Source organism: Bradyrhizobium oligotrophicum (assembly GCF_051168495.1).
In the GTDB taxonomy this organism is placed as follows: domain Bacteria; phylum Pseudomonadota; class Alphaproteobacteria; order Rhizobiales; family Xanthobacteraceae; genus Bradyrhizobium; species Bradyrhizobium oligotrophicum_A.
In genome coordinates, this window is record NZ_JBNPVB010000011.1 from 220,501 (window position 1) to 234,036 (window position 13,536).

Sequence of the window (13,536 nt, forward strand, 5' to 3'; positions counted from 1 at the left end):
ACAATCGATTGAGTTGGGAGAACCAAGAGACATGGGCACGATCGGCGCTACCTTGGTGCGGGCGGGACGACGCTTCGTCTCGTCGCTGCCGGCGCTGTTCGGTGTTCTGGTCTTCACCTTCCTGCTGATGCGCGTGCTGCCGGGCGATCCGGCGGTGTTTTTCGCCTCCGGCCCCAATGCCGGCAAGGAGGAGATCGAGGTGATCCGCCGGCAACTCGGGCTCGACAAGCCGCTGCCGAACCAGCTTGCGATCTATCTCTACGACGTCGGCCGTGGAAATCTCGGGCGCTCCATGATGACCGGGCAGGCAGTCGCCAAGGATCTCAGGGAACGGCTGCCGGCCTCGCTCGAGTTGACGCTGACGGCGCTGCTCATTGCCCTCGTCTCGGCAGTCCCGCTCGGCGTGCTCGCAGCACTGAGGCCGGGCTCGCTGGTCGACCATGGCGTGCGGCTGTTCTGCTCGCTCGGCGTGTGCGTACCGACCTTCGTGTCCGGTCTGCTGCTGATCTACGTGTTCTATTATCTGTTCGGCCTGGCGCCTGACCCGACGGGCCGCATCGACATCTTCGCGACGCTGCCGCCACAGCGTACGGGCTTCCTGATCATCGATTTCCTTCTGGCCGGCGATCTCGACGGCTGGTGGGCGGCGGCGCGGCAGCTGATGCTCCCGGCGCTGACGATGGCGCTGTTCGTCATCGCCCCGCTGGCACGCATCACCCGCGCCTCGATGCTGGTATCGCTCGGCAGCGACTTCGTCCGCACCGCGCGCTCGGTCGGGCTGTCGTGGTGGCGCATCGTCGTCATCTATGCCCTGAGGAATGCGATCCTTCCCGTCATCACCATCGCCGGCATCGTGTTCTCGACCATGCTCGGCGCCAATGTGCTGGTGGAGAAGGTGTTCTCCTGGCCCGGCGTCGCCTCCTATGCGCTCGATGCGCTCTTGGTCTCGGACTACGCGCCGGTGCAGGGCTTCGTGCTGCTGATGGCGACGATCTTCGTGATCGTCAATCTCCTGGTCGACGTGCTCTACGGCATCGCCGATCCCCGGGCGACGGTGGCGTGAGCATGAGCACGATCGAAACCTCATCAACCTTGCGCCACACCGCCTTCGTGCTGCGCGGCAATCCGGTCACCGCGGTCGCGGCCGGTGGCGCGCTGCTGCTGGCGCTGATCGCGATATTTGCGCCGTGGCTCGCGCCTTACGATCCTGTCGCGTCCGAGGTCTCTGCGGCGCTGCAGCCGCCGAGCGCCGCGCATTGGGCGGGCACCGACCAGCTCGGCCGCGACGTGCTCAGCCGTCTGATCGTCGCGAGCCGGCTGGACCTCACGATCGCGGTGTCGGCGGTCGCGGTGTCGTTTGCGCTCGGCTCGATGATCGGTGCGCTGTGCGGCTATGCCGGCGGGCGACTCGACAAGACGGTCGGCCGTTTCGTCGACGTGCTGATGGCGTTCCCGCTGTTCGTGCTCGCGATGGCGATGGTCGCCGCGCTCGGCAACCGGGTCGAGAACATCGTGATCGCGACCGCGATCATCAATCTGCCGTTCTACATCCGCTTCGCGCGCGCGGAAGTGAACATCCGCCGCAATCTCGGCTGGGTCGAGGCGGCACGCGCCTGCGGCGAGAGCCATGTCGCGGTCGTGATGCGCTTCCTGCTGCCGAACGTGCTGCCGGCGATGGCGGTGCAGATGTCGCTCAATCTCGGCTGGGCCATTCTCAACGCGGCGGGCCTGTCCTTCATCGGCCTCGGCGTCAAGCCGCCGACGCCGGAATGGGGCATCATGGTTGCGGAGGGCGCGCGCTTCATCTCGACGGGACGCTGGTGGCTGGTGGCGTTTCCCGGTTTCGCGCTGATGTTTGCCGTGCTGTGCTTCAATTTGCTCGGCGACGGTCTGCGCGACATCCTCGACCCCCGGATGCGAACGTGATGGTGGATCTCAAAATCGATCAGCGTGGCGCATTCGAGGATGAGGACGTGAGCGCGCCACTGCTCGAAGTCGAAAACCTCGAGGTGACGTTCTCGACCCGACGCGGCCCTGTCGAGGCGGTGCGCGGCGTGTCGCTGTCGCTGCAGCCCGGCGAGATGCTCGGGCTGGTCGGCGAGAGCGGCTCGGGCAAATCGGTCACCGGCTTCGCCATCACCCATCTGCTCGACAAGGCCGGCCGCATCACGGCCGGCCAGATCCGCTTCAAGGGCCAGGACATCACCCGCGCCGGCGGCGCCGATCTGCGCAGCCTGCACGGCGCTGCCATGTCCATGATCTTCCAGAACCCGCGCGCGGCGCTGAACCCGATTCGCACCGTCGGCCAGCAAGTCGCGGATGCCATTCTCGCGCATCGCCGGCTGTCGCGGCAGGAAGCCCTCGCCGAAGCCCTGGATCTGCTGCGCGCCGTGCAGATCCGCGATCCCGAGCGGCGCATGTCCGCCTATCCGCACGAACTCTCCGGCGGCATGTGCCAGCGCGTGATGATCGCGGTCGCGATCTCCTGCAATCCGTCGCTGCTCATCGCCGACGAGCCGACCACCGGCCTCGACGTCACGACGCAGAAGGTGGTGATGGACCTGCTCGCCAGGATCGCCGCCGACCGCGGCATGGCGACGATCCTGATCACGCATGATCTGGGCCTTGCTGCGCGCTACTGCGCGCGCGTCGTGGTGATGGAGCAGGGCAGGCTGGTCGAGGAAGCCGCGCCGCTGACGCTGTTCCACCGGCCGCAGCACCCTTACACCAAGCGACTGGTCGCGGCCTCGCCGACGGCGACCTCCCGGATCGAGGATCTGGTGCCGGATGGCGACAGAATTCCGCTGGTCGAGGTGACCGCGCTGCCGCCTCCGCCGCACGGCACGCCGCTGCTGCTCGACGTCAAGACCATCGCCAAGCGCTTCGACGACGGCACGCTCGGCGTCGCCGATTTCTCGATGACGATGCGCGGTGGCGAGAGCGTCGGCCTCGTCGGCGAGAGCGGCTCGGGCAAGAGCACGACCTCGCGCATGATCTGCCGGCTGATCGATCCGAGCGAGGGCGAGATCCTGTTCGACGGCCAGGCGATCGGCCAGATTCCGGCGCGCGATTTTCACCGTTCCGAGCTGCGCAAGGATATCCAGATCGTCTTCCAGGATCCGAACGACAGTCTCAATCCGCGCTACACCGCGTTCGACTGCATCGCTCATCCCTTGTTGCGGCTGATGAAGATGCGATCGGGCGACGCGCTGCGCCAGCGGGTCGAGGAATGCGCCGATCGCGTCGGGCTGCCGCGCGAGCTGTTGCAGCGTTTCCCGCATCAGCTCTCCGGCGGGCAGAAGGCGCGCGTCGGCATCGCGCGTGCCATCGCCTGCAAGCCGCGGCTGCTGGTGCTGGACGAGCCGACCGCGGCGCTCGACGTCTCCGTGCAGGCCGTGGTGCTGCAGCTTCTCAACAAGCTCAGGCGCGAGGACAACCTCGCCTTCCTGTTCGTCAGCCACGATCTCAACGTCGTGCGCATGATGTGCGACCGCACCATCGTGCTGCGCACGGGCGCGATCGTCGAGCAGGGCGACAGCCGGGCCCTGTTCGCCAACCCGCAGACCGACTACACCCGCGAACTGGTCGATGCTGTGCCGCACATCGCCCCGCCGGCGGCGCTGGCGCCGGCCTGAGCCACCCATAACAAATGATTATGGACGGCGGACAACTTGGTATTGGGGCCGGCACCGCCCGGACTGTTAGTTTTCCAACCTCGCAACAACGCTACGTTCGAAGGTCCGTGTGCGCGCCATGACCAAGCTGATCTCCACGCTGCAGGGCATCGTCGGCGCCCCTCACGTCCTGATCGCACCTGAGGACCAGGCGCCGTACCTGCGTGACTGGCTCGGCAAGTATCAGGGCGCGGCGATCGCCGTGGTGCGCCCCGGGGCTACCGAGCAGGTGGCAGCCGTGATGGCGGCTTGCGCCGCGGCCCGCATTGCGGTGGTGCCGCAGGGCGGCCACACCAGCCTGTCCGGCGGCGCCACGCCCGATGCGCGCGGCCAGGTGATCGTGCTGTCGCTGACGCGCATGAACCGCATCCGCGCGGTCGATGCGATCGGCCACACCATCGTGGTCGAGGCCGGCGTCGTGCTGGCGAAGGTGCAGGATGCCGCGCGCGAGGCCGGCCTGCTGTTTCCACTCAGCCTGGGCTCCGAAGGCAGTTGCACCGTCGGCGGCAATCTCGCCGCCAATGCGGGCGGCGTCGCCGTGCTGCGTTATGGCGTGATGCGCGAGCTCACGCTCGGCCTCGAAGTGGTGCTGCCGGACGGCCGCATCTGGGACGGCCTGCGCAGCCTTCGCAAGGACAACACCGGCTATGCGCTGCGCGATCTCTTCATCGGCTCGGAGGGAACGCTCGGCATCATCACCGGCGCCGTGCTGAAATTGTTTCCGCAGCCGACAGCGCGCGCCACCGCCTTCGTGGCGGTCGCCGACGCGGCGGCTGCGCTGAAGCTGCTGCGGCTGTCGCGCGCGCATTGCGGCGATCGTCTCACCGCATTCGAGTTCCTGACCTCGGCGACGCTGGAGATGATCCTGCGCCAGATGCCTGATACGCGGCTGCCATTTGCAGCGCGTCCTGACGCCGCGGTGCTGATCGAACTCAGCGACATCGGCGACGAGAGCGCGCTGACCGACCGACTCGAAACCGCGCTGGCCGAAGCCATGGCGGACGGGCTCGCCTCGGACGCCGTCGTTGCGCAGGACGGCACGCAGGCGAAGGCATTCTGGCGGGTGCGCGAGAGCGTGTCGGAGGCGCTGGTGCGCGAGGGCAGGGCCCTCAAGCACGACATCGCGGTGCCCGTTGCGGAGATTGCCGATTTCGTCGCCGTGATGGACGCGGCAGTCGGCGCCGCGCTGCCCGGCATCCGGCCGATGGTGTTCGGCCATCTCGGCGACGGCAATCTGCACTACAATCTGATGCGTCCGCTCGATATCAGCGAGGACGCGTTCTACGGCCACGGCCCGCGCATCACCCGCCTCGTTCACGACGAGATCACCCGCCGCCGCGGCTCGATCAGCGCCGAGCACGGCATCGGCCAGCTCCGCACGTCAGAGATGTCGCTGTGCAAGCCGCCGCTCGAATTGGAGCTGATGCAACAGCTCAAGCGCATGCTCGATCCGTACGGGCTGATGAATCCGGGCAAGCTGCTGCCGAACGTGTAGTTCGGGGCCGGGATCGCGGCGTGATGGCCGCGGCGGCGGCCATCGATCGTTTGCTCAAGTGAGAGCCGACGGGCGGATCCGCGTCAGCGGATCCGCCCGCAGATCAATCCGCCTCGTAGCCATAGACCTCGGGCAGGATGAAGATGGCGGCGAGCAGCCCGATCAGCGGGAAGATCGCGACGAACAGGGTCGCGTTGGCCTGGCCGATCGCCGCGAACAGCGACGGGAACAGGAAGATCGCCAGGAACGACGGCAGCTTCACGAACATGTAGGCGAAGCCGCTCGCCGTGCCGCGATATTGCGGACGCGCCACCATGGTCGGGATGGTCATGCAGTTCGAGGCATCCCAATAATGGCCCCACAACATGCCGGCCGCTGCAAACGGCAGGATGTATTTGTGGTCGGTGTAGAGCGCACCTGCCGCGATCAGCAGCGAGACCAGCACGATGCCGAAGCCGGCGATGCTGATGCCGCGATGGCCGATCTTCGGCGTCAGCAGCGGGCCGACCCAGCCTGAGAGCGCGGCAAAGCTGAACAGGGCCATGGTGACGAGATTGTTGCCGAGCAGGCTGGAGACGCCGACCATCGCGAACATCACCGGCAGATAGAAGGCGAAGGTCGAGAACTCGGAGGCCTGCGCGAAGCAGGCGATCCAGCCATAGACCGTCGCGCGCCAGCGGATCGGGTCCTTGCGCAGATCGGCGATGAAGGCGCGCGTGCTCGGCGCGGGAATCACGACGTCCTGATCCGGCAGCATCTTCAGGTCGTCATTGTACATGTGGCGGGCGACCGCCTTGGCTTCCTTGAAACGGCCGCGCTGCACCAGCCAGACCGCCGTCTCCGGCACGTCGTGGCGCAGCAACAGGATGATCAGCGCCGGCACGGCGCCGAGGCCCAACGTGACGCGCCACAGCGTCTCGTGATTGATCTGCATCAGCAGGAAGACCACGATCACGCCGATGGTCAGCACCTCGCCGACGGCGAACATGAACTGCCAGCGGTTGCCCATGACCTCGCGTTCGCCCTTCGCCATGGACTCCATGATGTAGGTGTAGCCGGTCGAGATGTCGCTGCCGAGCGGAACGCCGAGCAGGAAGCGAATGACGATCAGCCAGGTCATGTTGGGCACGAAGGCCTGCACCAGCGCCAGCACGACGAACATCGTCATCGTTCCCAGGAACATCCAGCGGCGGCCGATCTTGTCGGACAGCCAGCCGCCGATCAGGGCGCCGATCAGCGCGCCGCCCTGCGTGCCGGCGGCGGCGAGCCCGAGTTCGAGCGCGCCCGGATTGTACTGCTCCTTGACGAAGATCAGCACGAAGGCGATCGAATACAGGTCCCACGCCTCGACCAGGATCGAGGCCATCATCAGCCAGCCGACGCGGTTGCCCTTCGGACTGTAGTTCTGCACCAGATAGCGCACGGCGCTATCGATCACCGCCTTCTGCGGTACAGGATCTGTTGCAGTCGCAATACTCATTCCTAGTCCTTCCGTGTTGAAGTCTTACTGACTTGGGCAAGAGGCAGAGGCTCGATGTTGCAGTCGAGCAGGCGGGGGTCGATGCCGGCTTCGAGGTCGACGAACATCTGGTCCATGAAATCGATCAGCGTGTCGCTGGCCTTGACGGCGGCGCCGACGCGCTGGCCGGCAACGGCGTTCAGGATCGCGATGTGCCGGTCGACCGTGCCGGTGAGGTCATGATCCGGCAGCAGGCGATGGTAGATGTAGCCGATGCGGCGATAGATCGTGTGCAGGGGGCGCATGGTGTGCACCAGGAACGCTTCGCCGCTGGCGGCGAGGATCAGCGCATCGATGCGGCGGTCGAACTGGTTGAACTCGTCGATCGACAGGCTGGTCCGCCGTTCGCTCAGCACGCGCTCGATCTGCTGCATCTGGCTGCGATGCGAAAGACTGGCGCGTTCGGCGGCGAGACGCACGACGAAGCGCTCCATGTCGCGGCGCAGCGCCAGCAGCAGGCGCTCGCGCGCCAGATCGATCGGCGCGATCTGCAGGCCGTGGCGAGGGCGGATGATGATCAGCGTGTCGGCTGCGAGCCCGTTGACGGCGGCGTGCACCGGGGTGCGGCCGAAACCGGTGATATCCTGCAACTCCTGCACGGTGAGGAAGCGTCCCGGCTGCAGCGCGCAGTTGACCAGCAGCTCCTCGATCTTGAGGTAGGCCGCCTCGAACAAATTGCCGCCGCCGCGCCGCTGTGCGTCCTCGGTCTCGGGCTTTGCGGTCTCGCGAACGCTTTTGCGTCGCACCATCTGCCTGCCTCTTTGCGTTCCTCCGGCGCGCGTCTCGGCGCCCGCCGTGAGTAGCAATAAACATATTGTGATATATTACAAGAGGGCGTAAGGCTGGCCGCCGCTCGTCACAGATGCAAGAGCAGAGGCAAGCGGCGCCGAACCGGCACTGAAGGGAGAAAGCTCAGTGAAGATCACCGCGATCGAGACCATTCGCACCGAGGAATTCGCCAACGTCATCTGGGTCCGCGTCCATACCGATGCCGGTGTGATCGGTCTCGGCGAGACCTTCTATGGTGCGGGTGCGGTCGAGGCGCAGATCCACGACACCTTTGCCGGACGCCTGCTCGGCCGCGACCCGCTGCGCATCGAAGCCATCCATCGCGACATGCTCAATCTGCCGATGGCGCAGTCTTCGACCGGCGTCGAATATCGTGCGGCCTCCGCCATCGACATCGCCCTGTGGGATCTGTTCGGCAAGGTGTGCGGCCAGCCGGTGCACCAGATGCTCGGCGGCCTATGCCGCGACAAGCAGCGCATCTACAACACCTGCGCCGGCACGCGCTACGTGCGCTCGACCAACATCAGCCCGGTCTCGAACTGGAGCCTGGGGACGGACAGCCAGTACGAGGACCTCGACGGCTTCATGAACCGCGCCGACCAGCTCGCCGAAAACCTGCTGGAAAACGGCATCTCGGCGATGAAGATCTGGCCGTTCGATCCGGCGGCCCAGGAGAATCAGGGCCTCTACATCACCGCGGCGCAGATGAAGCAGGCGGTCCAGCCGTTCGAGAAGATCAGGAAGGCCGTCGGCGACAGGATGGAGATCATGGTCGAATTCCACTCGCTGTGGAATCTGCCGACCGCGAAACAGATCGCGCGTGTGCTGGAGGACTATCAGCCCACCTGGTACGAAGACCCGATCCGCATGAATTCGCCGCAGGCGCTGGCCGAATATGCGCGTTCCACCCATGTCTGGGTCACCGCGAGCGAGACGCTCGGCTCGCGCTACCCTTACAAGGACATGCTCGACCGTGACGCCGCGCATGTGGTGATGGCGGACCTGTGCTGGACCGGCGGTCTCACGGAAGGGCGCAAGATCGCGGCGATGGCCGAGACCTATCACCGTCCGTTCGCGCCGCACGACTGCATCGGCCCGGTCGGCTTCATCGCCGCGGTGCACATGTCGTTCAGCCAGCCTAACACCCTGATCCAGGAATCGGTGCGCGCCTTCTACAAGGGCTGGTACAACGAGCTTGTCACGACGATGCCGCTGATCAAGGATGGCTATGTTTATCCCATGGAAGGGCCGGGCCTCGGCGTCGATCTGCTGCCTGCCGTGTTCGAGCGCCCCGACCTGACCGTCCGCCGCAGCAACGCGTGAGTGAATCATGTCAACGTCGCTTTTCGATCTTTCCGGCAAGACCGCCCTGGTGACCGGCTCCTCGCGCGGGCTGGGGCGAGCGATCGCCGAAGGCTTTGCGAAAGCCGGGGCGCGGCTCGTCATCAACGGCACGGACAAGGCGCGCGCGGAAGCGGCCGCCGGTGAATTCCGTGCGGCCGGATTCCAGGCCCAGGCGGCCGCGTTCGACGTGACCGACGAGGCCGCGATCATCGCGGCGTTCGAACGCCTCGATGCCGAGGGTTTGCCGATCGACATCCTGGTCAACAATGCCGGCATCCAGCACCGCAAGCCGCTGGTCGAATTCACGACCGAGGAGTGGCGTCGCGTCATCGAGACCAATCTGACCAGCGCCTTCGTGATCGGCCGCGAAGCCGCCAGGCGGATGATCCCGCGGGGCCGCGGCAAGATCATCAATATCGGCTCGCTGGCGAGCGAGCTGGCGCGCCCCACCGTGGGGCCCTACACCGCGGCAAAGGGCGGCATCCGCAACCTGACCAAGGCGATGGCGGTCGAATGGGCCGCGCACGGCATCCAGGCCAATGCGATCGGTCCGGGCTACATGCTCACCGACATGAACCAGGCGCTGATGAGCAACCCCGATTTCAACACCTGGCTGATGTCGCGCATCCCCTCGAAGCGCTGGGGACGTCCCGACGAACTGGTCGGCACGGCGATCTTCCTGGCCTCCGAGGCATCGAGCTATGTCAACGGCCAGACCATCTATGTCGATGGCGGCATGCTGGCGTCGATGTAGGATCGGCCGACGAGACGAGACACAAGCGAGACAGGAAGGAGCAGCCCATGCGTGCCGTCGTGATTCACGCGCCCAAGGATCTGCGCATCGACAGTTTTCCCGATCTGGCGCCGGGAGCCGGCGAGGTCCGGGTGAAGATCGAGGCCGGCGGCATCTGCGGCTCGGACCTGCACTACTACCATCACGGCGGCTTCGGCACCGTACGCATCAAGCAGCCGATGGCGCTGGGGCACGAGATCGCCGGCGTGATCGCGGCGGTCGGGGCCGGCGTGACGGGCTTGTCCGAAGGCACGCGGGTCGCCGTCAATCCGAGCCTGCCATGCGGGAGATGTGCGTATTGCCGCGAGGGGCTGCGCAACCAGTGCCTGGACATGCGCTTCATGGGCAGCGCGATGCGTGATCCCCACATCCAGGGCGGCTTCCGCGAATTCGTCACCGTCGATGCCTCGCAGGCGGTGCCGATCGCGCCGTCGCTGTCAACAGGGGAAGCTGCGATGGCCGAGCCGCTGTCGGTGTGCCTGCATGCCGCGCATCAGGCCGGCTCGCTGCTCGGCAAGCGCGTGCTGGTGACCGGCTGCGGCCCGATCGGCGCGCTGTCGATCCTGGTCGCGCGCTACGGCGGCGCGGCCGAAATCGTCGCGACCGATGTCGCCGAGGCGCCGCTGGCGGTGGCGCGAACGCTCGGTGCCAGCCATGCCCTCAACGTCGGCGCGGAGCCGTCGGCGCTCGATCCGTGGCGGGCCGGCAAGGGCACGTTCGACGTGCTGTTCGAAGCCTCCGGCAATCAGGCCGCCCTGCGGGCCGCGCTCGACGTCATGAGGCCGGGCGGCGTCATCGTCCAGCTCGGGCTCGGCGGCGAGATGACCTTGCCGCTCAACACGCTGGTCACGAAGGAGCTGCAATTGCGCGGCACGTTTAGGTTCGACCGCGAATTCGAGCTGGCGCTGCGGCTGATGGGCGAGGGACTGCTGGACGTGAAGCCCCTGATCTCGGCTGTGCTGCCGTTCGAGCAGGCGGTGACCGCCTTCGAGCTCGCCAGCGATCGGAGCCGGTCGATGAAGGTTCATTTGACGTTTTGACGGATGGATTGACGCCGATGAAAGTCGCCTGCATCGGAGAGTGCATGGTGGAATTCGCGCAGGAGGACGGCTCGCTGTTCCGGCGCGGCTTCGGCGGCGACACGCTCAACACGGCGCTGTATCTGTCCCGGCTCGGCGTGGCGACGTCCTACGTCACCGCGCTCGGCGACGATCCGCTGAGCGCGATGATGCTGGCGGCGTGGCGCGAGGAGGGCATCGACACCTCGGAGGTGCTGAGGGTCGAGGGCCGCGTGCCCGGCCTCTACATGATCGAGCGCGACGCCAGGGGCGAGCGCAGCTTCCTGTATTGGCGCGACCGCGCGCCGGCGCGCGAGCTGTTCGACCGTGCCGATTCCGCCATGCTCGACCGTCTCGCCCGCTTCGACTGGCTCTATCTGTCCGGCATCAGCCTCTCGCTCTACGGCGAGACCGGCAAGGCCAAGCTGCGCGAACTGCTCACGGTGGCGCGCCAGCGCGGCGCCCGCGTCGTGTTCGACGGCAACTACCGGCCGCGCGGCTGGGTCAGCCGTGAGGCGGCGCAGCGCGCCTTCCGCGCCATCCTGCCGCTGGTCGACATCGCGCTGCCGACATTGGAGGACGAGCAGATGCTGTTCGGCGATGCCGACGCCTCGGTCAGCCTGCGCCGTTTCAAGGAGGCCGGGGTCGGCGAGGTCGTGGTGAAGCGCGGGCCGCGCGGCTGCCTGATCCATGCCGATGGCGTCCTGGTCGACATCGCGCCGCCCGCCGTGCTGCAGCCGGTCGACACCACGGCCGCGGGCGATTCCTTCAACGCGGGCTATCTGGCCGCACGGATCAAGGGCGCGCCGCCGCGCAAAGCCGCGCTGGCGGGGCACCGGCTGGCCGGCGCCGTGATCATGTCGCCGGGCGCCGTGATTCCGGCCGCGGCGATGCCGCGGGACATTCTGACGATGAGCGAGGGGTGATGAACGGTCTGGACAAGCGCGCGAAGCTCGATGCGGTGTTTGCGCTGGCGCCGGTGATCCCGGTGATCACGATCGACGATGCCGCACAGGCCGTGCCGCTCGCGCACGCGCTCGTTGCCGGCGGTCTGCGCGTCATCGAAATTACTCTGCGCACACAGGCCGGCCTCGATGCCGCACGCGCGATCATCGATGGGGTGCCGGACGCGGTGGTCGGCATCGGCACCGTGCTGACGCCGTCGGACTACGAACGCGCCGCCAAGCTTGGCGCCGCCTTTGCGATCAGTCCGGGGATGTCGATCGAACTGCTGGACGCGGCCAATGCGGGCGGGCTGCCGTTCGCGCCGGGCATCCAGACGCCATCGGACCTGATCGCCTGCGTGACGCGCGGCTATGAGTTGGTGAAATTCTTCCCGGCGGTGCCGGCTGGCGGGCTCGCCGCGCTCGACGCCTTGGCGGGGCCGTTCCCGAACGTGCGCTTCTGTCCGACCGGCGGCATCAATCTCGGCAACGCGGCACAGTGGCTGCAGCACAAGAAGGTCGTTGCGATCGGCGGCTCCTGGGTTGCGCCGGCGGCGGCCATCAAGGCCGGTGCCTGGGCCGCCATCGAGCAGCGCGCTCGCGAGGCGGCGGCGCTGCGCTGATCCAACTCCGGCTAGGGCCGAGATCAAGGTGACGTCGGCTGTCGTTTTTTGGCAGCGCAGCATTGCACGCTCGCACCGACTCCAACGGAGTTTTCTCAAAAAGTATTACAGTCAAATAATATGACTAGTCAGGCCCTGTGTTCCGTGGAATAACGGGCTTCGCCGGCCGTTGAGGCCGGTGGAAAGGTGCGACGACACCGCTCGAAAGCGGCGCGCATTCAAAAACAGATGATTTTGGGAGAACGCCTGATGACCCTGAAAGCCCTCTTTGCGGCCTCGGCAACGGCCGCCTTGTTGCTTGCTCACCCTGCCGGCGCCGCCGAACTGACCGTCGGATTTTCGCAGATCGGATCGGAGTCCGGCTGGCGCGCCGCCGAGACCTCGGTCTCGAAGCAGGAGGCCGCCAAGCGCAAGGTCAATCTCAAGATCGCCGACGCGCAGCAGAAGCAGGAGAATCAGATCAAGGCGATCCGCTCGTTCATCGCGCAGGGCGTAGGCGCGATCTTCCTCGCGCCGGTCGTGGCCTCGGGCTGGGACTCTGTGCTGAAGGAAGCCAAGGAAGCCAAGATTCCGGTGGTGCTGCTCGACCGCGACATCGATCCCTCGGGCAAGGACCTCTATCTGACCGCCGTCACCTCCGACAGCGTCCACGAAGGCGAGGTCGCCGGCGAGTGGCTCGCCAAGACCGTCGGCGGCAAGGCCTGCAATGTCGTCGAGCTGCAGGGCACGGTCGGCGCCAGCGTCGCCACCAACCGCAAGAAGGGGTTTGACGCGGTCATCGCCAAGAACGCCAATTTGAAGGTCGTGCGCAGCCAGACCGGCGACTTTACCCGCGCCAAGGGCAAGGAAGTGATGGAGAGCTTCATCAAGGCCGAGAACGGCGGCAAGTCGATCTGCGCGGTCTATGCCCACAACGACGACATGATGGTCGGCGCGATCCAGGCGATGAAGGAAGCCGGCCTCAAGCCGGGCAAGGACGTCCTCACTGTTTCGATCGACGCCGTGCCGGATATCTTCAAGGCGATCGCGGCAGGTGAAGCCAATGCTACGGTGGAGCTGACGCCGAACATGGCCGGTCCCGCGCTCGACGCGATCATCGCCTACAAGGACAAGGGCACCGTCCCGCCGAAGTGGATCCAGACCGAATCGAAGCTCTACACTGCGGCCGACGATCCGCAGAAGGTCTACGACAGCAAGAAGGGTCTCGGCTACTGAGCCCAAGCTGCTGCGCCGTCGTCCCGGCGTTTGCCGGGCCGATGGACGATAGGTCGCTGGCGTCCGCACATCGTGCGGGCGC

At 66.6% G+C, this 13,536-nt stretch carries 12 protein-coding genes; 10 read left to right on the plus strand and 2 right to left on the minus strand.

Annotation, left to right across the window (positions count from 1 at the left end):
* The first annotated feature begins 31 nt into the window (after nucleotides 1-31).
* From ACQR1B_RS21665 to ACQR1B_RS21680, 4 genes are all read left to right on the plus strand, one after another.
* Entirely contained in the window at nucleotides 32-1,063 is a 1,032-nt protein-coding gene (locus ACQR1B_RS21665) for an ABC transporter permease (RefSeq protein WP_434833579.1), read from the plus strand.
* 2 nt (nucleotides 1,064-1,065) lie between these two features.
* Nucleotides 1,066-1,926, plus strand: coding sequence for an ABC transporter permease (locus ACQR1B_RS21670; RefSeq protein ID WP_434833580.1), 861 nt, complete (start codon nucleotides 1,066-1,068; stop codon nucleotides 1,924-1,926).
* 47 nt (nucleotides 1,927-1,973) lie between these two features.
* The gene (gene nikE / locus ACQR1B_RS21675) at nucleotides 1,974-3,635 is read left to right on the plus strand and encodes a nickel ABC transporter ATP-binding protein NikE (protein ID WP_434833615.1); all 1,662 of its coding nucleotides are present in this window, start codon (nucleotides 1,974-1,976) and stop codon (nucleotides 3,633-3,635) included.
* A 118-nt stretch (nucleotides 3,636-3,753) separates the two neighbouring features.
* A complete protein-coding gene (locus ACQR1B_RS21680) occupies nucleotides 3,754-5,169 on the plus strand; it encodes an FAD-binding oxidoreductase (protein WP_434833581.1) in 1,416 nt (471 codons plus the stop codon).
* A 103-nt stretch (nucleotides 5,170-5,272) separates the two neighbouring features.
* Here the strand turns inward: ACQR1B_RS21680 and ACQR1B_RS21685 are convergent, their stop codons facing one another.
* Nucleotides 5,273-6,649, minus strand: a complete 1,377-nt coding sequence (locus tag ACQR1B_RS21685; RefSeq protein ID WP_434833582.1) for an MFS transporter — start codon at nucleotides 6,647-6,649, stop codon at nucleotides 5,273-5,275.
* Nucleotides 6,650-6,651: 2 nt separating this feature from the next.
* Nucleotides 6,652-7,437, minus strand: a complete 786-nt coding sequence (locus tag ACQR1B_RS21690; protein WP_434833583.1) for a GntR family transcriptional regulator — start codon at nucleotides 7,435-7,437, stop codon at nucleotides 6,652-6,654.
* A 166-nt stretch (nucleotides 7,438-7,603) separates the two neighbouring features.
* Between ACQR1B_RS21690 and ACQR1B_RS21695 the strand changes: the two genes are divergently transcribed.
* From ACQR1B_RS21695 to ytfQ, 6 genes are all read left to right on the plus strand, one after another.
* Nucleotides 7,604-8,800: a mandelate racemase/muconate lactonizing enzyme family protein gene (locus tag ACQR1B_RS21695; protein WP_434833584.1), complete on the plus strand. Its 1,197-nt coding sequence runs from the start codon at nucleotides 7,604-7,606 to the stop codon at nucleotides 8,798-8,800.
* 7 nt (nucleotides 8,801-8,807) lie between these two features.
* Entirely contained in the window at nucleotides 8,808-9,575 is a 768-nt protein-coding gene (locus ACQR1B_RS21700) for a glucose 1-dehydrogenase (protein ID WP_434833585.1), read from the plus strand.
* 47 nt (nucleotides 9,576-9,622) lie between these two features.
* Nucleotides 9,623-10,654 (plus strand): L-idonate 5-dehydrogenase, encoded by a 1,032-nt coding sequence (locus ACQR1B_RS21705; protein WP_434833586.1) that lies wholly within the window; start codon nucleotides 9,623-9,625, stop codon nucleotides 10,652-10,654.
* 47 nt (nucleotides 10,655-10,701) lie between these two features.
* Nucleotides 10,702-11,598: a sugar kinase gene (locus ACQR1B_RS21710; protein WP_434833616.1), complete on the plus strand. Its 897-nt coding sequence runs from the start codon at nucleotides 10,702-10,704 to the stop codon at nucleotides 11,596-11,598.
* Entirely contained in the window at nucleotides 11,595-12,239 is a 645-nt protein-coding gene (eda, locus tag ACQR1B_RS21715; protein WP_434833587.1) for a bifunctional 4-hydroxy-2-oxoglutarate aldolase/2-dehydro-3-deoxy-phosphogluconate aldolase, read from the plus strand. The genes ACQR1B_RS21710 and eda overlap by 4 nt, the downstream gene beginning before the upstream one ends.
* Nucleotides 12,240-12,488: 249 nt before the next feature.
* A complete protein-coding gene (ytfQ, locus tag ACQR1B_RS21720) occupies nucleotides 12,489-13,454 on the plus strand; it encodes a galactofuranose ABC transporter, galactofuranose-binding protein YtfQ (RefSeq protein WP_434833588.1) in 966 nt (321 codons plus the stop codon).
* Nucleotides 13,455-13,536 lie beyond the last annotated feature (82 nt).

Excerpts from the sequence above, each read along its gene's own strand:
- ytfQ (WP_434833588.1), top strand. The coding sequence starts at position 12,489 with ATGACCCTGAAAGCCCTCTTTGCGGCCTCGGCAACGGCCGCCTTGTTG.
- ACQR1B_RS21685 (WP_434833582.1), bottom strand. The coding sequence starts at position 6,649 with ATGAGTATTGCGACTGCAACAGATCCTGTACCGCAGAAGGCGGTGATC.
- ACQR1B_RS21705 (WP_434833586.1), top strand. The coding sequence starts at position 9,623 with ATGCGTGCCGTCGTGATTCACGCGCCCAAGGATCTGCGCATCGACAGT.
- ACQR1B_RS21670 (WP_434833580.1), top strand. The coding sequence starts at position 1,066 with ATGAGCACGATCGAAACCTCATCAACCTTGCGCCACACCGCCTTCGTG.
- ACQR1B_RS21700 (WP_434833585.1), top strand. The coding sequence starts at position 8,808 with ATGTCAACGTCGCTTTTCGATCTTTCCGGCAAGACCGCCCTGGTGACC.
- ACQR1B_RS21690 (WP_434833583.1), bottom strand. The coding sequence starts at position 7,437 with ATGGTGCGACGCAAAAGCGTTCGCGAGACCGCAAAGCCCGAGACCGAG.
- ACQR1B_RS21665 (WP_434833579.1), top strand. The coding sequence starts at position 32 with ATGGGCACGATCGGCGCTACCTTGGTGCGGGCGGGACGACGCTTCGTC.
- ACQR1B_RS21680 (WP_434833581.1), top strand. The coding sequence starts at position 3,754 with ATGACCAAGCTGATCTCCACGCTGCAGGGCATCGTCGGCGCCCCTCAC.